This window comes from Candidatus Hydrogenedentota bacterium, from assembly GCA_018005585.1.
In the GTDB taxonomy this organism is placed as follows: Bacteria; Hydrogenedentota; Hydrogenedentia; order Hydrogenedentales; family JAGMZX01; genus JAGMZX01.
Genome location: JAGMZX010000045.1, coordinates 12,574 through 32,675, shown reverse-complemented (window position 1 = coordinate 32,675; position 20,102 = coordinate 12,574). Strand labels below are relative to the sequence as shown.

The following is a 20,102-nucleotide window of genomic DNA, read 5'->3' as shown; positions in this document are numbered from 1 at the left end:
GAGAGAAGCGACTATAGCACAAGAACGCGCGCAACGCCATGGCAAAGCGCGGGCGTGGCAGCCCGCCCGAGTTCTCCACGCTGATTTCAGGGGTTGTCTTGCGGAACGGGGCTGTCCCCGGGCAATCCCCAGAGGAGGAGGTCCGCAATATCCAGGGGGCCCGGTTTTCCCTGGTATTTCAGATAGAAATCGAGGATGCGCGAACGGACTGCGGGTTCAAAACGGGCCAAGGGCAGCCAGCGGGACGGCAGCGCGACGTAGTCCGGGCCAAGTTCCGGGGTGCCCGTGATCCTGCCGTACAGGATTCCGTCGTTGCGGTGTGCGAACCCGAGCAATACGGTGTTTGCGAGGCGCGTCATGTCTTCGGCGGTGAATACCTGCCCATCAAGCCCTAGGGCGAGCGGGAGCGCGATGGTCAACCCCGCGTGGGACGTATCCTCGCCTGGTACGGACGAACGCGGGGCCGGTTCCGTGACGGGCAGCTCGGGAAGCCAGTATGGCCAGTAATAGGCGCCGTCGGGCGCGGGGGTGAATCGATTCTTGATGTAATGGCCCAGTGCGAGCGCCCGGGCGCGGTGCACGGGTTCGCCGTCGAGCTTTGACGACAGCCACAAGGCCCAGCCCATGGCGCTGACCCGGTTGCCGGGAAGCGGTTTGTTCTCCAGCACGTCTTCCTGCTCCATACCGATGTAATGGCCCTCCTCCGCGCCGGGTCCGTCGCGCCATTGCCGGTCGTGCACCGCGAGGGCGAGGCGTGCGGCGTCTCGGATTGCATCGGTCTCCGGCCCCAGCGATTCGCGCAGGGGGACTTGTTCCTTGACGAGCGACAGAAAATCGAAGATGGGGGCCGCGATGATGCCCGTATGCACGGCGAACACGGCGCGTCCCCGTTCCGCATACTTGTCGCAACCCCAAGCGGGCACGACCCGGCCCGTCCACAACGGCTTGCCGCGCTTGTCGTCCGTTGCGGCGATCACGGCGCGGATGCAGCGCAGGTTGGCTTCGAGGTACTTCACGTCACGGGTGGCGCGATACATGCCATTGAGCGAGATCATACGGTACGAGAGGCCCCACGCCAGGCCGCCTTGGTCATTATCGACCGTGCTGAGCGCATCGTCCAGGTCGCGTCCCAGATACAGCGCGTCATAGCGGGCCGCCGAAGCGTATTCCTCGAGCGGCAGCGGCGGGTCCACGGCCGGGAACCGGTCGAGGAACTTCCGTTCATAAGCAGCCTGCGCGTCTTCCTGGCTGCTGACGGCCGGGGTCGGCGCCTGCGCGACTGTGGTCAGGACAATAAGAACACACTGCAAGTGCATGGGCGTCTTCCCCTTGTTGCGGCCCTAATCGTGCCATGCCGTTATCATACGCGGCGGATTCCACGCCGCGCCAGCGGACCGGCTTGACCTTGCCCCGGGCATGTCCCATACTCCGGCTATGGAGCGGGGATACCCGCGCGGACGGCGAGCCGGCTGTAGACTCCGGCAGTGCGCGGCGCGCCAGACACGGAACAAGGATGAAGATACAGCTATGCAGTATGCACAACTGGGAAAATCGGGTCTGACCGTTTCGCGGATATGTTTTGGCTGCTGGCAGCTCTCGCCGCGATTCTGGGGCGAGGTTGCCATTGGACCGTGGCGCAAGGCGCTGGACAAGGCCGTAGAACTGGGCGTGAATTTCGTCGATACGGCGGGCGCATACGGCGATGGCTACGCGGAGGAGATGCTGGGCGGCTATTTCCAGGATTCTGGGAATCGGGAGCATTTCGTGCTCGCTACGAAATTCTACTGGACCTTCAAAAAGGCACGGCGGCATCCCGATACCTCGTATGCGTTCATTATCCAGGAATGTGAAGACGCCCTGCGCAGGCTGAAGACGGATTACATCGACCTGTTTCAGGTCCATGCCTGGGACCCTCTTACGCGGCCGGACGAGGTGGCTGCGGCGCTGGGCCGGTTGCAGCAGGAAGGCAAGGTGCGCCTTTTCGGCGTGAGCAACCTGAACGTCGAGCAGATGGCGCTGTACTTGCGCTATGTCGACGTCGCGTCGCTCCAGCCCCTCTACAACATGATTGACCGTGAGGCCGAGTCGCGGGAACTGCCGTTCTGCCTCCGTGAACGGATCGGCGTGATCACGTATTCCTCGCTGCATCGGGGCCTGTTGACGGGCAAGTATACGCGCGACACGCAGTTCGACGACGACCGCAGAAACCTTGCGCTATATCAGGGGCGGTCCTTCCATTGCATGATCGACGCGCTCGATGCGCTGCGCCCGCTCGCGGAGAAGCACAACCTCACCGTGGCGCAGTTCTCGATTCGCTGGCTGCTGACGCATCCGGCGGTAACCAGCGCGATTGTCGGCATCAAGACACCCGAGCATATCGCGTCGATTGTGCCCGCGGCGGACGGTGCCCTGCCTGCCGAGGACTGGCACGAGGCAGCGCGGGTCATCGCGGAGGCCAAGCGGGAGGCGTTGCGGCTTTCATAAGGGCGTGATTGCACACGAACGCAGGCGGGAGGGTTACATTGATGACGGCGCGTGCGTCAGGCGGCCCGTCCGGAACACCGGCAGTGCTGCGATATCCTGAGGTCCACGAAGAAGCGGCGGCGCCGGGGGATGTCCACCCGCTGGACCGCGAGGACATCACGCACGTCCTGCACATGTTGCCGTTTCTGTATATCGCGGGTTTGAAGCGGATCGAGCTGCGGCCCCGGAAAAGCGACCGTATTGGAGAACCATTCGGATGCTATTGGCGCAACGAACGCGCAGTCATTCTCTATTCGCTGCCCAAGGTGTGGCGATTGGAAGGGGCAAGCGCCGGTTTTCTGCGTTCGCTGGCGCTGTTTGACGCCGAGTGTCATGACAGGCAGGACCATGTCGTTGTGTCCTGGCCCAAGCCCGGCTCGATGTCCTTGTGGTATTACACGCACGTGCTGGCGCATGAACTCATTCATCACTACCTGGGGCAATACCGGGAAGACGACGGTCTCGCGGACGATACGGACCATGTCGCGCTGGCCAGGACGCTGCACGGCGCAGACTATATGGACATGCTGGCGAAACATATTGCGGCGAAGGAGAGGAGCGCAGGTTGACCGCACTGGTACCGCGGCGGCAAGCGCGGGCGCGCGCCTCGACATCGCAAGAAGGAGGATGACCGTGAGGAACAAGCTTGTGCTGGCCCTGGCCGTCTGCTTCTTTCCGCGATTGCTGCTTGCGGAAGACCTGGTCTACAAGGAAAACCTTGCGCGTCAACTCATCGAGCAGATTCCCAGGCTGCTGAAGTCGTTTGACCCAGCCACGGGCCATTTCGGCGGCGGCATCTGGGTCGTCAATGACCAGCATCCGATGTACCCCTTGGCCGTGGCGTATGCGCTGGAGCGCGCGGACAATCCCCACTACAAGAGCGCCGCGCTGCTCGAGGCGGTCATGAAGGCGGGCGATGCGCTCATCGCCGACGCCGACGCGGACGGCCGGTGGGAATTCCGCAAGAAAGATGGCAGCACGTGGGGCCGGATTCATATGCCGTGGACCTATTCCCGGTGGGTGCGTGCGTTTGCGCTGATTGAGGACGACATGCCCGCGGAACAGCGCGGGCAGTGGGCGCAGGCGCTGGCGCTCGGGTACGGCAGGATTGCGAAAAGCGCCTTGGGGCGCGTGCACAACATTCCATCGCATCACGCGATGGGGTTGTACATCGCTGGCAAGACGCTTGACCGTCCCGAGTGGTGCGACCAGGCGGAGGGATTCCTGCGCCGCGTGGCCGCGGAACAGCACGAGGGCGGGTACTGGTCCGAGGGCGAAGGGCCCGTGGTCGCCTACAATTTCGTGTACGCCGACGCACTCGGGACCTACTACGCGCTATCGCACGACGCGGAAGTGCTGGCGGCGCTGGAGCGCGCCGCGGTGTTCCACCTGCGGTTCACCTATCCTAACGGGGCGCGGGTGGAGACTATTGATGAGCGCAACCCCTATGAGCCGGGCGTGAACGCGGGCAACGTGGGGTTTACCTTCACTGCCGAGGGACGCGCGTATCTGCAACGGCAATGGTCGCGGCGCGAGACGGACGCGCTCGACGCCGACCTGATCGCCTCGTTGCTTCTCTATGGCGTCGAGGGCCCGGTCGCCATCGAGGCGGAGACGGCGGGGCCGTTCGTGCTGACGGAAGGCGGCATGCCCCGCGCGGCGACGCTGCGTCAAGGCCCGTGGTTTCTTTGCGTGTCCGCGTACTGCAGCCCGGTTCCGGACAGCCGGTGGCTGCAGGACCGGCAGAACCTCTTGAGCGTCTATCATGAACGTGCCGGATTGATCCTTGGCGGCGGCAACACGAAGCTGCAGCCGGCTTGGAGTACGTTCACTGTCGGCGACCCGTCGCTGTTGCGGCACGAGCCGGGGGATACGTCGCCGGATTTCGAGCCGAAAGGCGAGTTGTATCACGTGCCCGGCAGCGCGACGCTCGTTCTCGAGCCCGCGTTGGGACTTGACCTGAAACATGGGGCCGAGGAATGCCGGGTACGCGTAGCCGTGCTCGATGCGAAGCGCCTGGGTATCCAACTGGACGCGACGGTCGATTCCGGACTGCCTGTGGCGGCGCATCTCACGTTGCTGCCGCACTTGGGCGAATCGCTGAGGACGGACGGAGGACAGGAGACGGTGCTGGGCGAGATCCCGTTTGATTGGGCGGGCCCGGAACTGGGCCGGGGACTCGCCTATGCGGGTTGTCATTTTGAATTGCCGGGCTCAGCGTCGGTTCATTGGCCCGCGAAACGGCACAATCCATATGCCAAGGACGGTGCCGCGTCTCTCGAAGACCACCGGATCGAGTTGCGCATTCCTTTCGACGAGAAGCATCTTACGGAGGCCGTGATTATTGCCGTGGAACAAAGCGAGTAATGGCCGCGGCAGCGTGGTTTTTCACGACAAGCGACGAACAAGCCATGTCTCAAGACCTCGTCAGAATCAGCAAGTTCCTGAGCCATGTGCTCCGGCACAAACCGGAGCGCATCGGCATTGCGCTGGATGAAGCCGGATGGACTTCGGTCGATGACCTGCTCGAGAAGGCCAATCAGCAGGGCGTGCCTCTGACCAGAGAACGATTGTGCGCAGTCGTGCGTGACAACGACAAGCAGCGCTTTGCGCTGAGCGAGGACGGAGCGCGCATCCGGGCGAATCAGGGGCATTCGGTGCAGGTTGACCTCGGGCTTACGCCGCGGACGCCGCCGGAACTGCTGTATCACGGCACGGCCACGCGCTTTCTAAACGCGATCCGCGAACAGGGGCTGCTTCCCAGGCGGAGGCATCACGTTCACCTGTCATTGGACGCGGTTACAGCGCGCAAGGTGGGCAGCCGCTACGGCAAACCCGTGGTGCTGGCCGTGAACGCGGGCGCGATGCATGCGGCAGGCCATGACTTCTTCTGTTCCGAGAATGGAATATGGCTCACGGCGCGCGTGGCGCCGGAATACATCGCGTTTCCCGAAGGGTAGAGACTATCCCAGAACGTGATTCATGCCTGTTGTAGGGGGAAGGCATGCCTCGCCCCTGCAAAACGCAGGCAGAGTCGCTCCGGTTCTTTCAATGGTGTCTTCATACCGGATGCGCGCTTTCGCTGGTCACGCGGGCTTTGGGATAGCCTCCGGTGAGGGCGCTATGCGCCTTCCTCTCCGGCGGGGGCCGCGGGCGTTTCAGGGGGCGCGTGCCTCGGCCGCGTGTGAACAGGTTTCTTCCAGAGTCCGGAGCGGTAATAGATCAGGCCCATGGTCACGCCGATGGTGTAGCTGGCGAGAATGGCGTACCAGATGCCTTCGACGTGCCCGAGACGCCGCGAGAGCAGCACGGCGAGCGGAATGCGCACGGCGTAGAAGACGACGAGTGTGAAGATCGTGGTGGGAATGGTGTGCCCGGACCCGTTGATCACGCCGTTGGTCGAGAACATGACGGCCACGAAGAGGTAGCTGACCCCGGCGATACGCAGATAATGCGCGCCTGTTTCGACCACGTCGGCGTCGGGTGTGAACAGGCCCATCAAATGCCGCGGAATAGCCAGCGTCGCGATGGAGCCCGGCAAGGTCAGCAGAAACGCGATGAGAATAGCCCAGCGGAGCACCGCGCCGACGCGGTTGAAGCGCAATGCGCCGATGTTCTGCCCGGCGAGCGTCGAGGCGGCCATGCCCATGGCCATGGCGGGCATGAAGGCAAGCTGGTCGATGCGCATGCCGACGCCGTAGGCCGCGGCGCAATGCGCGCCGAAGCCGTTGACGAGACCTACAATCAGCAGGATGCCCACGGCGACGAAACTTTGCTGCAGCATCGACGGCAGGCCGATCTTGAGGGTGAGCCGGCTCAGCGCCGCGTCGAGTTTCCAGCGGCCCCACGCGGGCGCCGCGATATGGCCGATACGGCGGAGGTACGCGGAAAGCGTGACGAATGCGAGGGTAGTGGCAATAATGGTCGCGACGGCGGTGCCGTTCAGACCGAGCCGGGGCGCGCCCAGCCAGCCGAACATCAGTATGGGATCGAGAATGCCGGTGAGCAGCAGCGAGGCGGCCTGGAAATAGAGGGGCGTCTTCGAGTCGCCCACGCCGCGCAGTACGGAAGACAGATGGAAGATGCCGAACATGAACGGCGTGATGAAGAGGAACAGGCGCAGATAGGAGACAGCGATGGGCACGACATCCGCGGGCGTATTGGTCGCGCGCACGAGCAACGCCGCGGTGAGGCGGCCCACGACGAGGCATACAACGCTCACCATCGCGGTGAGCAGGAACGAGTTCTGCGCTATGGTACGGACGCGGCTGAGGTTTTTGGCCCCGAAGGCCTGGGATACCAGAATATTGGTGGCCAGGGTCAGGCCGCCCGCCACCGCGATCAGCACGAACACGATAGGGAAGCTGACCGTGATCGCCGCCATGGATTCCGCGCCAAGGCCGTTGCCCACCCATGCGGTGTTGATGATGCTGTAGGCCGTGTGGATGGCGTTGCCCAGCAGCATGGGCACCGAGAAGAACAGCAGATTCCGCGCGACGCTGCCCGTGGTGAGGTCACGCCCGAACGCTGCGCCGGACGTGCGGTCGTCCAGCGTGTCAGAAGAAGAAGTCATGTACTGCGTCCATCAGGTATATCCGGGTCACAGGGGGACTTGGTGCAAGGGAGTACATGGTCAGGCCGAAGACTGACAGGCGTCGGCTCCCGGCGCAGATGATAGCAGATTCGGGCATACGCACAACGAACCGCGCGCGGAATCTTGCCTGCAGGCGCAATTGAATAACGCGTTATTCCGCGAAGACAGGCTGCAATTCGGCGATAGCGGCAAAACAGTCATTGCCGTGGCCGGATAATGCGACGAAGCGCAGATACTGGCCTTCGACCGGCGTGTGTAATCGGATTTCCTTGCTCTCGGGGCCGTTCTCAAGGGTCCCCGCCGCGGCCGGGCGGCCCCAGGTTTCACCGTCGTTGCCGACGTAGAGCTCGTACTCCCTGATGAAGCCGTTTGCGACATCCTGACGCGGCAGGAGGCGCAGGCCGCCGATGACGCGCGGCTTGGCGAACTTGATCTGGATTTCGTGCGGATACTTGGGGAATCCGCGCTGCCACGGCGTGTGCCAGATGCTTTTCGGGTCGCCGTCGGCGGCGTTGATCCCCTCATAACCGGAAATCTCGCTATCGACCTTTACGACGGCGAACTCGGGCGGCTCAAACAGGACTTTGACTGTCTCCATGGCAAGGGTGTTGGCCGGTCTGAACGCATCGGACCGCGCGTATCGCATCAGGCTTTCGTGGAACCACGCGGCAGCCGCGTCGGGCGCGGTCCCGGGACTGCCCAGCGAGCAAACAAGCAGTTTTCCTGCGTCAACACCGGCCTCGAACACCGCGCCGAGTTTACGGTTCGTATTCCAGTCGTCGATGACCTGCACCAATGGCCGGAATGCCGCAGGCAGGCTGTCGAGGTTCATGACCGTGCTGCCGTTCAACAGGCCCCACCACTGCCAATCGGTGTGCCCATCGTTCGGAAAGAACGCGAACGCCGGGTGCGCCGGGTCGCACAGGACGCCAAGCTGGCGGCGCTGGCCCGGGAACCACTGCGTGTTCCAGAAGATGGGCTCGAACGCGCTCTTCACGGCTGTGCGCGGCGGCAGTTGCTCCGGGTACAGCAGCACCGTGCCGCCGTCCATGAGCGCGCGCCGCACCTCTTCATCGAACACGCGCGCGACGAGCACGCCGCTCGTGTCGAGCGCGGGTCGCGGCACCGGGTAAACCCACAGGTTCCAGTGGTTCTTGTGCGGCGTGCCCGGCAGCGAGACGACGATGGTCAGTTTTGCGGGGGCTTCCACGTCCGCCAAGCTGCACCCGAACTCGCCCAGAGGAATGCCGTTGCCAATTGGAATCGCGCGCGTGGGAAGCGCGCCCGCAATGAAGTCACGGCCATCGGCGTAATGAATGCGCCATTGGGGCGTGATGTCCGTGATTGGGGCGCGCCCGAAGTTGGCGATTTCCGCGCTGGCATGAAAGATCTCGTCCGTGGTCCAGACGTATTTGTCGAGACGCAGCAGCGGTACGCATTCGGAGCAGAACTCGCGGAACGCCTCCGGCGTGACGTATCCCTTGTTATCCCAGAATGCATCGAGAAAACCGACCAGCGCCGAGCCCTGGCCCGGAAAATCCTGGAGCGAGAGCAACTGGAACCCGCCCGCGCCGGGCGTGCGCAGCACCGCCTCGATGTCGGCCTTGCAGAGCAGCGTCTGCAGCGCGCCGGACGCCTTCGAGAACGGGTCCGCCTGGTCGAGCATGCGGTGCGCGTCGAGCGAGGCGCGGAAGGTCTCCAGATTGCGCCCGCGCAATGCGCCGGTGTACTTGGGAATCTCCGCATAGTTCGGATAGACGCACCACTGGCCCAGTTCGTGCGCGACGACCGGCGCGTCCGCGCCCGCGAGGCATTCGGTGTAGTCGAACGCGGTCGTCGGGGCGAGCGGCCCACCGTGGAGACGGTAGGGGAGGCGTCCGCGCTGATGCACGACGTGGTAATCGCTGCCCGACAGTTCCGGCCAGCCCGCGCAGGTCGTATACAGGCGCCGCGGGTCTTTCTCTTGCCAGCAGGCGACGATTGTTGCGAGGAACTCGTCTTTTTTCGGTCCGCTGGGCTCATTGCCGACGGCGAGCATGCAGAACGACGGATGATTCCCGTATGTGTCGAGAATACGGTCGCCCTCTCTGTGGATGAACGCATCCGTGGCCGGGTTCTTGCCAAGATCCGACCAGATGGGCGTCTCGACGTGCAGGGAGATGCCTGCCTCATCGGCGGCGATGAAGGCGGCCTCGGGCGGACACCATGAGTGGAAGCGCACGTGGTTCAGGCCGTATTCGCGCGCGATGCGGAACATGCGCGCCCAGGCTTCTGTGTCCATTGCGGGATATCCGGTCATGGGGAAGATGCAACATTCCAGATTGCCGCGCAGGAACGCGGGACGCCCGTTGAACAGCAGTTGTGCGCCCTTGCGGCTGATTTCGCGCAGGCCGAACGTGGCAGTAGCTGCATCGTGATACGTGGCATCCCCGGCAGCGGCGTCGAGCGTCACGCGCATTTCAAAAAACTCCGGGGAGAACTCGTCCCACAACGGCGCATCCGCGCCCAGCGGCAGCGTCATCTCGATTTCTTTCGTGCCGCCGGGTCGAATCGCCACCTCCGCGGTGACCTGCCTCTCCGTAACCCCCGCCGTCACGCGGCCGGTGACCGCCGTGCCCGTCGCATTGTTCACGGCCACGTGAATGCGCACGGACTTGCCGGAGATGTCCGGATACGTCTTCACGGACGCGACCCAGACCGGGTCCGTGGCGCGCAGTTCGATCCGTCCTATGACGCCGTTCCAGTTCGTCTGCGTGTGCTCGGTAATCGAATGCGCTCGCAGCCCGACCTCGTACTTGACCCCGTTATCGATGCGCAGCGTGATACGGTGCGTCCCGGGCGTGAATAGGTTGCTCAGGTCGTACTCATGCGGCGCGCAGAGGCTGTCCTGCATGCCCGCACGCTTGCCGTCGACCCACGCCTGCGATTCCCAGTGGCACCGTTCGAGGAAGAGCGTAATGCGCTTGCTGGCCCATGCCTCGGGTATTTCGATGTCGCGCTGATACCACGCCGCGCCCACGTATTCGTAGAGCGGACTGAGGATGTCGACGCGCGCCTCCGTGGTCGCGCGGCCGATGCCCTGCTCGTTCAGCGAACCCGGCAGCCGCACCGCGCCGGGGAGCGCGGCGTCCTGCCACTTGCCCACGATGCCCTTGCTCTCGGGGTCGAGTTGGAACCGCCACTCGCCCGCCAAGGAGAGTACCGATGCGGAATCCTGCGCCCAAGCGCTGCTTACACAAAGAATGCCCATGGCGCACGAAACCGCACGGATCATCACGTCGCTCCCGTTTCATTGTTGGGCGCATTCTGGAGCATGAGGAACCGTTACATCAAGAAGCGCAGTGATAACAAGAACCGGTGAAAACGTGAGTGCTATTGCGCGGTAGTCTCTTGGGAAGCCAGGATTCAGTGCAGTGCCGCGGTGAATTGAACTGTGCCCTTGGGCTGTTTCCACTGGATGGCGGCGCCATCCGGGGTCAGCTCGGGCGAACCGTCGCCGGATACGCTCTTGACGGTGAGACTCCCCGGGATGCGCAGATGCACCATGGCTGACGGCGGCCCATCGCCCGCGAAGGCCAGTTTTCCGGTAATGGCGTGCGCAGCCTTGTCCAGACGCAGCGAATACGAGACCCCGCCGAAATGCGTCGAGGCCCCATCAACGCCCACCGGTTCGCCCGAGGCGAGCCATTCGCGATCAATGCCGCGCGCAAGGTGCAGGACGTCGCCGTCTTCCATGACGAGCATGTCGCGCAGGGCGCGCACGACCGCGACGGGCGTCCACAGGTGCTGGCGGTCGCCAGCGGTTTCTGCTGCGCCGGGGAGTGGACCACGTTCTTCGCACCAGGTGAACAGGGGCGTGCCGTGGTTCAGCGTCGCGTAGAACAGTGCCGCGGCCGCGTCGCCTTCGTTGCGGACGAGGTGCGCCTCGGCGAGATTGTCCAGCGCGATGGCCACCCAGAGTCCGTCGGGCATCCAGCCGGTGTTCAGCGGCAGGCCGCCGGGGCTCATTTTCGATTCGAGATTGCGGATGGTTCCCGAGACGAGTTCGTGGTCGGGCGGCAGGATGGCGCAGGGCGTGAGTACGTTAAGCGCGCCCCAGCGGCTGCCGCAGGTCTTCCCGGCGACGCCCGGTATCCAGCGGTAGCCGTCTTCCTGGATCGCGCCGCGGTCCAGCGTGGCCAGCAGGTCATCGCGCGCGGTTGTGCGGATACGCTCCAATTTGGGGATATCATCCGTGCGGCCCAGTATCCGCGCGGATTCCAGCGTCACCTCATCGGCGTACACGGCCCAGAAATTGTGCGGTAGGAACACCCCGTAGAGGTTGTCGCCGTCCTTGAGGCCGCAGTCGCCCATGCCCGGCGGCATAAGCCCATACGTGAGCGGCTTTTCGCCGTTGTCAAGCACGCGCGTGCGCGCGCGTTCGCGCTCATGGAAACGGGAACTGGCCAGCATGCGCGGGTAGACGCGTTCCAGGTACGCGCGGTCGCGCGTGTGTCTGTAATGCTCAATAGCCGCCCACGACTTGAAACCCGCCGTGAGCCACATGAGATGCGCCCAGCCCCGCGGGTCGGCCCAGTCGCCGTCGTCGCCCTGCGACTCGAAGAAGACGCTGTAACCCTTGTCCGATTCCTCGTGCAGGCCAAGCTGGTCGAGTACGATGGCGATGATCGCCGTCTCGCACGGGCTTGCGGCGCGGTAGCCGTCGGTGCCCGGAGTGCCCGCGATGCGCCCGCCGGGCACCGGCTCGCGCATGATGAAGCAATCGGCGAGACAGGCCAGGAATGCCCGTTCGACCTCTGAATCGGGCACGTGGATGCGCGCGGCCCGGCCGATCAGCTCATGCCACGCTTCCTTCGCCGCGATGAAGTCCTCCTCCCAGTTCCGGGCGCGCAAGGCGGGCAAGTCCGCCGCGTAGGCGGCATAGGGCCGGATCAGCCACCCCACGCGCGTTTCGCCGGGCGCAACGGTCCATTCGGGACAGAGCGTTGTGGCGCCGCGCAGCGGCAGGTCGTCCGCCCCGGGACAGAAGACGATGATCCGGTCGGCGCGTTCGCCCCAGCCCGCGAGCAGGCAGTCATTCGGTCGCACGGGGTCCACAAAGGAAGGATTGTAGCCGAAGAAGCCGCGCTGGGATTCGCATACGAGCGCAAATCTTGCTTCTTGCGTGCCTGGGTTCTCCATTGCAACGCGCACAAGCGCCGCCTCGGGCCCGCCCGCGATCTCGAGGGTCATGCGTCCCGCCGTGGATTCGCAGGTGTTGCGCAATGCGGGCAGAAAACCGTCCACGCGCGTCCACGCACTGCCGGCGAAGGGCTGGCCGTCGAGTTGCGGCGTCAACTTGACCGCCCAATTGGCGGGCGGTGTGACATATGCGGAAAACGGCAAGTCCATGAGGTTCTGATAAGACCACGACATGCGCACGGCGCCCGGCTCGACGTCAAGCAGCGTCTTGTTGCTGTTGTCGGGCAGGGCAACGGTGAGCCGGTGCGGCGTCGCGAACGCATAGGAGAAATCCACACGCGTATTCGCGGATGCTTCCTCGGCGGCAGCGCATTTGGCGAACAACACAATGCAGGTGCACAAGAATGCAGCACTAATCTTCACGGTTTCCACCCTTTCTTCAGTTCGTCGGGATTCCCCGCCCGCACCTGCTGAATATAGGTCTCGATACGGAACGGATGCAATCTGAATTCACGCTTTTCCTAACCCGCCAGCTGAATTACTGGAAATCAAACGGTCAGGTGGTTTACCTCATAGCGGAACGGAGTTAATATGCAGCGTTGCGGAAAGCGGCCAAGTCCTGCAAGGATGCGCCGCGGATGCCAATCGCGGGCGAGGGTAGACGCCATGAAGATCATTGTATTTGGCGGCGCGGGGGACATGGGGAGCCGTGCCGTTGAAGACCTGGCGCTGAGCGAAGGCGTGGAAAAGGTCACCATCGCCGACCGCGCGGTATTGACCGCGCGGCGAATCGCGGACAAGCTTGCGGGCCGTGGCGCGCTTGTGGATGTGAGAGAAGTCGATGCCCGAGACCATGAGGCGCTCGTGTCGGCCATGCGTGGTCATGACGTCGCCGCTTCCGCGCTCGGGCCGTTCTATGAATACGAACCCAGACTGGTCCGGGCCGCGGTGGACGCGGGCGTTCCCTATGCGAGCGTCTGCGACGATTGGTCCGCCGCCGTGCGGGTGCTCGACGACTACGACCAGCCCGCTCGCGAGAAAGGCTGTATCATTCTCACGGGACTCGGGACCAGCCCGGGCATAACGAATATGAGCGTGAGCTATCTTGCGCGCGACATGAGCGTGGTCCGGCGCGCGGATGTCTTTGTTTATGCGCCGCTGAACGGGGGAGGCGAGGCGGTCATCCGTCATGTGCTCTATACCATGTCCGGAAAAGTGGCCGGGTTCACGGCTGGCCGGACGGAGATGCTTCGAGCGTGCAGCCGCAGCCTGCGTGTCCCCTTTCCCCGGTTCGGACTCGTCCGCGTGTGGAACATGGGCCACACGGAGCCGGTGACGCTTCACCGGTTCCTCCCTGACCTGGAAGAGGTTCGTTTCTTCATGGGCTATGGCCGCGGGGCCAGGTTGTTCGTATGGCCTTGCCGTGCAGGCATATTCACGCATGCGCGAATGCTGGATATCGTGAGCCGCATTCTGGGGAAAATAGAGCGTTTCTTGCCGGGCCAGGGATCGGCGGAGGGGGCAGTGCGGGTGGACGTATATGGGGAGAAAGATGGGCGCGAGGTTCATGAAATGCTCTGCGGCGCCGGAAGAATGCGGGAGGCCACGGGCATTTCCCTTTCCATCGGCGCGCTGATGCTTGGCCGCAGTGAAGTATGCGTTGACAGTGGCGGGGTATACGCGCCCGAGGGTTGTCTCGACCCCGGGCTGTTTCTGGACCGGCTGCGCGGCAAAGGCATTCTTGCCTACCGCGATATCGAGATGACCAGGGTGGTTCGCGAACCCTGATGCTACGCGGCAGTATGGTCTCTTGCGCCTTGGCGACGGGCCTATTACCATTAGCATACATGCGCAGTGCGCGGGAGGTCTTTTCATGTTCGATCTCTTCGTGGTGTTGCTTGCCGCGGCTCAGGGGGCGGCCAATCCCTGCACGAATGGGTCTTTCGAGGCTTTGGCGGCCGACGGCCGCGCCATAGACTGGGAGATTCTCAACCGGGGCGAGGTCATCAATACGGATGCGCACGCGGGGCGGCGCGCCTTGCGCCTTGTGCGGCCCGAGAACGATCCGTTGCCGGAGACCGGGCTCAACCGGAAATGGCAGCCGCATGGCGGCGAGCAGGGCGCAATGCTTGACTGCGTCAAGGGAGGGATGGAGTTCTGGTACAAGGCCGTTTCGGCCACGAACGGCAACCTGTACGTCATGGTCATTCCCATGGATGCGACAGGCAGAGAGACCGGACCGCGCAGGGCGGAGTTCGTCGTGCCGCTGGAGCACGTGGGTGACGGCGCATGGCATCGGGGACGCTTGAAGTACGACTATTCGGATGCGCCGGACGTAAAGTGGGTGCATTTCGCGGCGCGTATTCTTGGCGGCGCGGGTGAGATGCTGCTTGACGATATAGCCTACGTGGAAACCGTGGGGCCCTTGCTGTGCGTGGACGGTGCGCGTTTCGAGGAATGTGCGGACACGCCGGGCGAATGCGGCACGCTCTTCGCCCGGGTGTCGAATCGGGGCGATGCGCCGACGGACGGCGCCACCGTCCGCGTGATTGCCGGGGACGCCTTGCAGATTGAACCGGCTGAAACGGTGCTTGAGGCATTACCGCCTGATGCCGGGCACAAGATGTCGTGGCGGGTCACGGGCAGACGCGACCAGGCCGTGACGCTGAAGATTGAGGCCACGGCAGGCGGGGAGCAGGCCGCTACACCGGTTACGCTCGCGCCCGAGATGCTGGTCGAGCGCTACGGCCCGGAGTCTCCGGTGCGGATGCAAGGCGACAAAGGCGTTTTCGCCTGTACCGTGCGCAATACGGGGCACGCCATTGCGGCGAGCCCGCAAGTCCGCTTCGTGTTTCCCTCCGGCGCCATTGAAATATTGCGGCCCGACCTTGCGCCCGGCGCGCAGACTACGTTCAGCGTCGAGAGCGAAGAGAGCAGCCTGCGGGACTGCGAGGTGACCGCGCAGCATGTCGAGCCGGTGAAACTTGGGCCTGCGTCGCAGGTGGTTGCGTTGCCATTTGACATGGCGGCGCCATCGCGGGAAGCGCGCGCGGCGGCTTCGCGCAAGGGCGCCGTGCTGGAAAACCGGCACGTGCGCTGCGAGTTTTACCGGACGCAAGACGGGTTTGGCCCGGTGCGGTTTCTGGCGAAAGGGGGTACGGACCTGAGCGTCCTTGGCTGGATGCCGCGCTTGAGCACGCTGGTGTTTCGCGATGCAAGCGGTGGGCACCAGGAAGTGCCAGTCTCGGTCAAAGAACCGCCGGAAGCGTCCAGCAAAAACACGGCGTCGCTGATCTTCACGTGGGCATATACGGACGCAGACGAAGTAGCGTGGCAGGCGAAGCTCACTTTCGAGTTGTCGGACGATGCGCGGATGGTACGGGCGGCCTGCGACCTTGCCGCGAGCGCCGGCCGGGAACTGCTGCGTTTTGACGGCCCGATGGTCTACGCGCTGGAACGCGATGAGGCCGTGTTCCCGGGGCTCGAATGGCTGGTCGGCGGCGAGGTTTCTTCAAGCTCGGCCGACATCGAGGAAGGTCACGCGCATCAGGTGCGATATGTGCCTCATCCGAACATGATCACGATTCCGGCGATGGGCGCGCACGCCCCGAACGGCGTTCTGGGCCTGCTCTGGAATGCGCGCGAAACGTGGGACGGACAACGGGACCGGCCTGCTGCCGTTTTTGCGTCCCCTGACCGGTTCAACGGCCAGCGCGCGCACTTGATGGGCCTGCAATTGCCTTCCGTGCCTGAATTTTGCGACGTGAACACGCGCGAAGCGGCGCGGCCGTATCCGCTCAAGGCAGGACACACGCTACGACTGTCGTGCAGCATCCTGGTGGATGGCGCGGCGCGCGACGCGCTCGCGGCAATGGACGCATGGTTCGGCGTGTACGGTATCCCCGAGCCTTCGCCCTTGCCGCGGGGCAGTTACGAAGAAGAAGTTGCGTTTAGCATGCGCGCATACCTGGAATCGCTCTGGGATGCGGAGACGCAACAGTGGTGGTTTACGAAGAACGGCCCGAAGCAGCTTTCTTATCTTGCGCGTCCCCCGGAATTTGCCGCCGACCTGCTTTTGGGCGCCGTGATCAGCCCCGAGCAAGACGTACGCGAAGCGTGCGCCGCGCGCGCCCGGGAAGTAGCCGCGTTACTTGGAACGCCGCCGCGCATCGATGCACTTCGGCCCCCGGGCGGCGATTTCGGCGCGTCCGGCAGCGCGTACGTGGCGGGGCTGCTCGAAGACCGGAATGAAGCAGGCCTGTGGTTCTTCGATGCCGACCATGAAGACCAAGGTATCTTCAAGGGGTTCGACTATCACATGCTTGGCCCTGACAACGCCGTAGCCGTGGGCACCTGTGCCGAGCGGACGATGCAGGTGTTGCGTTACGCGCGAATTGCCGGCGACTGGGCCGCCTTCGAATCCGTGCGCACAGCGCTCGAATACATGGCCACGGAACGGGTGCCGCGGGCGGCGCAGGTTTGGGAGGTGCCATTTCACAGCCCGGATGTGCTGGCGGCGGCGCAGGCGGCCCAGGCGTATCTCGAAGCGTACGCCTTTACAGGCGACGCGATGTGGCTCGATTGCGCCGTGTACTGGGCACGGCGCGGCTTGCCGTTCCTTTACTTCTGGGAAGACCCGGAACAGCCGTTTCTGCTCGGCGCGAGCATTCCTGTGCTTGGCGCATCGCTGATGAAATACTCGTGGTTTGGCAGACCCGTGCAATGGAACGGGCTGTGCCTCGCGGAAGCGCTGCTCGACCTCGCCGAACATGACAACAGTTACCCCTGGAAACGCATCGCGATGCTCATCATTCACAGCGCCATTCAGCAACAGGCTGCGGAGGGCGAAGATGTCGCGTTGTGGCCCGATTCGGTCGGGGCCATTGAGGGCGACAAGTCGGCTTGGGTGTTTTCGCCGCGGCAAATCCTGCGATGCGTCGCCAAGCTGCTCGGCCGCGGCGAGGCGCCGGAGACGGTCATTCTGGGCAGTGGGCGGGAACGCACCCCTATCACCGCCGTGGGCAGCGTGCACGATGCGGCGTGGTCGGCCGGGACTATCCGTTTCCAGATTCGGTATCCCCTGGGCGAAGAAGGAACGGTAGTCATCGCGAATGTATCGCGGCCCGGCACCGTGTTGTTGGACGGTGCGGTCGTGGAGCACGCCGACCCGTTACCGGAGGAAAGCCGCGGCGCGTGGTGCTATGACGACAGCAACGGCCTGCTCACATTGCGTATTCCGAAGAGCGGCGACACGGAAGTGCGTATCGAAGGGGTCCAGTTTCGCCTGTGCGAGCGCTTGAGCCGGGCCCGGACTTCGCCGTAGCGGAAAAGGCGTGCGGAGGACGAAGCACATATGTTTATTCGTATATTTGTATCTGTTATAAGCATTATATGTGTTAATTCATATGTCAAGGCCGACATGCTGCCGCCTGCTCAACGCCCGGACTGGGTGGCGCGGGAAGGCATCGTGATGGCGGGAAGCTGGGAACCCCTCCTGTTCCGCGTTCGCCGGGACGGGGCGGAGGGATATGCGCCGGCTGTGGAGCAACGCGAGGCATACGCGCACGAGCACAGTCCCGAGATGGTTGCACAACTGAAGGCGCTGGGCGTGAACTTCGTCATGATGCACTGCTACAAGGGGGCCGGGCTTGATGCGGAAGGGGAGAGCATGCAAGACGCAGTGCGTTTTGCGAGTCTGTGTCATGACGCGGGACTGCGCGTGGGCGTTTACAACTTCAGCGGTGCGTTCCTTTGGGAGTTGTTTTTCAAGGAACGGCCTGACGCGGAGGCATGGATATTGCGCGACGCGGCGGGAGAGATGCGCACGTACGGCAGGGCGCGATACCGCTACTACTGGGACCGAAATCATCCCGATGCGCGGACGTTCTATCACGGACTGGTTCGTTTTGCCGTCGAAGAGGTCAAGGCGGACCTTCTGCATTTCGACAATTACCATGAGGGCCCCGGGACGGATGCGAATTCGGTTGCGCGCTTTCGCGCGTATCTCCAGGGCAATTTTGGCGCTCAAGAGCTGATGCAAGGGGGCATTTCAGATGTTGTGACGGTTCAACCCGCGATGACGGGGCCTCCCGATACGTTTCAGCGCCGCGCATGGCTTGATTTCCACGCGCAATCGCTGGCGGATTCCTATCTTGAACTCAACCGGTATGCGCGGTCGCTACGGCCGGATATCCTTATCGAGTGCAATCCGGGCGGCGTGGGGGACCGGGTGAATGCGCTGCTGGACCACGGACGCCTGCTTCAGGGCGGCGAGGCGTTCTGGGACGAGTCGCGCCGGATCGGATTCGCGGATGGCCGCTTGCACACGCGTGTTCAGACGTACAAGATTGCGCGGGCCTTGAACAATATGGCCTTCACGTACACGACGTCTCCGCTCGAAATGGCCGAGTCGATGGCGTTCAACCTCGATTGCCTGGGCTGTATGTGCTGGTTCGAGTACGGCGACATCGTGAAGGCGCCGGGCATGTCCGAGCCGCTGGACCCGGCCACGGCGGATTTCGTCCGCTTCTTTCACGCGAGGCGCGACCTGCTCCGCGATGCGGCCGTCGTTGCAGATGCGGCGGTGCTGCGCAGCTATCCTTCGCACGCATTCACGCCGCCTGAGGTCGCGGACCTCACGGCGCGTGTCGAACGGACGCTCATCGAATATCCCGCCGCGTTCCAGATTATCCACGAGCACCAGCTTGGAGACTTGAGCAAGTACCGTGTACTGGTACTGGCCGGGTGCGTTGCCCTGGCTGACCGGCATATCGGGCAGATTCGCGGCTATGTCCAGAGTGGGGGCGCGCTGCTGATTGTGGGCGATGCGGCCACGCACAACGAGTGGATGGAATCGCGGCAAGACGCGGCCTTCGATGACCTGCCGTCAGAACGCGTGCTGCACATTGGCCCGGCAGACAGCGTGACCGACGCGTTGCGCGCCGCATGCGGCGGGCATCTCGCCATGCAGGTAGCCGCAGACCCCGCGCCGGGCGTGTGTGCGGAACTGACGGAACAACCGGGGCGACGCCTGCTGCAGCTGGTCAACTATCGGCTGGAGGAACCGGTGCGCGATGTTCGCGTGGACCTGGGGCTTCCGGAAGGGCGCACGGTTGCGGGCATACGTCTGGCCAGCCCGGAACATGACGAAGACCGCAACCTGGAATTCCGGGAAGCGGACGGACGGGTTTCTTTCGTTGTCTCCGAATTTCGGACTTATGAGGTGGCCGTGGTTGAATTTCAGTAGCTTCCGCGCCCGCCCGACGTCTTCCGTGCGGGCGGGAATCAGCGGTCCGGGAACCGCTGCTGTCTGAATGGTGTTTAAGCGCGGTGGCTCCATTCGGGTCCAGGTCCTCCCTTTGAGACGACCGGACCGTTGGCATGAGGCGGTCGAGGGCTGTCATGAAAAGTCTGCTGCCGGCGGTTGCGATGATACTCTCCGTGCTTGGCGCGGCGGGCGCGGATCGCGAACTTGTGCGGCCATTTGAAATCGAAGGCGAATTCACGCCGGCAAACCCTATAGATGACTACGTGCTGGCCGGACTGCAAGCGCGGGGCATCACGCCCGCAGACTTGTGCTCCGACCAGGTCTTTGTCCGGCGGGTATTTCTGGATGTCATCGGCACCCTGCCCGAGCCCAGGGAAGCACTCAAGTTTCTGCAAGACCAAAGCCCCGATAAGCGCGCCAAGCTTATCGACATGCTCCTGGAGCGGCAGGAATTCGCGGACTACTGGTCCCTGAAGTGGTGTGATCTGCTGCGCGTCAAGGCGGAGTTCCCGATCAACCTGTGGCCGAACGCGGTGC

The 20,102-nt window shown here is 63.8% G+C and carries 12 protein-coding genes; 8 read left to right on the top strand and 4 right to left on the bottom strand.

Going from position 1 to position 20,102, the window contains the following annotated elements:
• Nucleotides 1-86 precede the first annotated feature (86 nt).
• Complete coding sequence (locus tag KA184_09870; protein ID MBP8129871.1) at nucleotides 87-1,316, bottom strand: hypothetical protein; 1,230 nt, start codon at nucleotides 1,314-1,316, stop codon at nucleotides 87-89.
• Nucleotides 1,317-1,527: 211 nt separating this feature from the next.
• Here KA184_09870 and KA184_09865 point away from each other — a divergent pair, with 211 nt between their 5' ends.
• The 4 genes from KA184_09865 to KA184_09850 all read left to right on the top strand — a co-directional run bounded on the left by KA184_09865 (nucleotide 1,528) and on the right by KA184_09850 (nucleotide 5,483).
• Nucleotides 1,528-2,484 (top strand): aldo/keto reductase, encoded by a 957-nt coding sequence (locus KA184_09865; protein MBP8129870.1) that lies wholly within the window; start codon nucleotides 1,528-1,530, stop codon nucleotides 2,482-2,484.
• A 41-nt stretch (nucleotides 2,485-2,525) separates the two neighbouring features.
• Nucleotides 2,526-3,092, top strand: coding sequence for a hypothetical protein (locus tag KA184_09860; protein ID MBP8129869.1), 567 nt, complete (start codon nucleotides 2,526-2,528; stop codon nucleotides 3,090-3,092).
• Between the two features lie 64 nt (nucleotides 3,093-3,156).
• Nucleotides 3,157-4,890, top strand: a complete 1,734-nt coding sequence (locus tag KA184_09855; protein MBP8129868.1) for a hypothetical protein — start codon at nucleotides 3,157-3,159, stop codon at nucleotides 4,888-4,890.
• A 44-nt stretch (nucleotides 4,891-4,934) separates the two neighbouring features.
• A complete protein-coding gene (locus tag KA184_09850; GenBank protein ID MBP8129867.1) occupies nucleotides 4,935-5,483 on the top strand; it encodes an RNA 2'-phosphotransferase in 549 nt (182 codons plus the stop codon).
• A gap of 161 nt (nucleotides 5,484-5,644) precedes the next feature.
• Here KA184_09850 and KA184_09845 read toward each other — a convergent pair whose 3' ends face one another.
• From KA184_09845 to KA184_09835, 3 genes are all read right to left on the bottom strand, one after another.
• On the bottom strand, nucleotides 5,645-7,096 hold the full coding sequence (locus KA184_09845; GenBank protein ID MBP8129866.1) for an MATE family efflux transporter: 1,452 nt from the start codon (nucleotides 7,094-7,096) through the stop codon (nucleotides 5,645-5,647).
• Nucleotides 7,097-7,268: 172 nt separating this feature from the next.
• On the bottom strand, nucleotides 7,269-10,391 hold the full coding sequence (locus tag KA184_09840) for a discoidin domain-containing protein (GenBank protein ID MBP8129865.1): 3,123 nt from the start codon (nucleotides 10,389-10,391) through the stop codon (nucleotides 7,269-7,271).
• 131 nt (nucleotides 10,392-10,522) lie between these two features.
• Nucleotides 10,523-12,721, bottom strand: coding sequence for a hypothetical protein (locus tag KA184_09835; protein MBP8129864.1), 2,199 nt, complete (start codon nucleotides 12,719-12,721; stop codon nucleotides 10,523-10,525).
• A 243-nt stretch (nucleotides 12,722-12,964) separates the two neighbouring features.
• Between KA184_09835 and KA184_09830 the strand changes: the two genes are divergently transcribed.
• The 4 genes from KA184_09830 to KA184_09815 all read left to right on the top strand — a co-directional run.
• Nucleotides 12,965-14,086, top strand: coding sequence for an NmrA family NAD(P)-binding protein (locus KA184_09830; protein ID MBP8129863.1), 1,122 nt, complete (start codon nucleotides 12,965-12,967; stop codon nucleotides 14,084-14,086).
• Nucleotides 14,087-14,171: 85 nt separating this feature from the next.
• Nucleotides 14,172-17,621, top strand: coding sequence for a hypothetical protein (locus tag KA184_09825; protein ID MBP8129862.1), 3,450 nt, complete (start codon nucleotides 14,172-14,174; stop codon nucleotides 17,619-17,621).
• Between the two features lie 147 nt (nucleotides 17,622-17,768).
• A complete protein-coding gene (locus KA184_09820) occupies nucleotides 17,769-19,544 on the top strand; it encodes a hypothetical protein (GenBank protein ID MBP8129861.1) in 1,776 nt (591 codons plus the stop codon).
• A gap of 134 nt (nucleotides 19,545-19,678) precedes the next feature.
• Nucleotides 19,679-20,102 (top strand): DUF1549 domain-containing protein (locus tag KA184_09815; protein ID MBP8129860.1); only part of this gene is annotated, 424 nt, incomplete at its 3' end.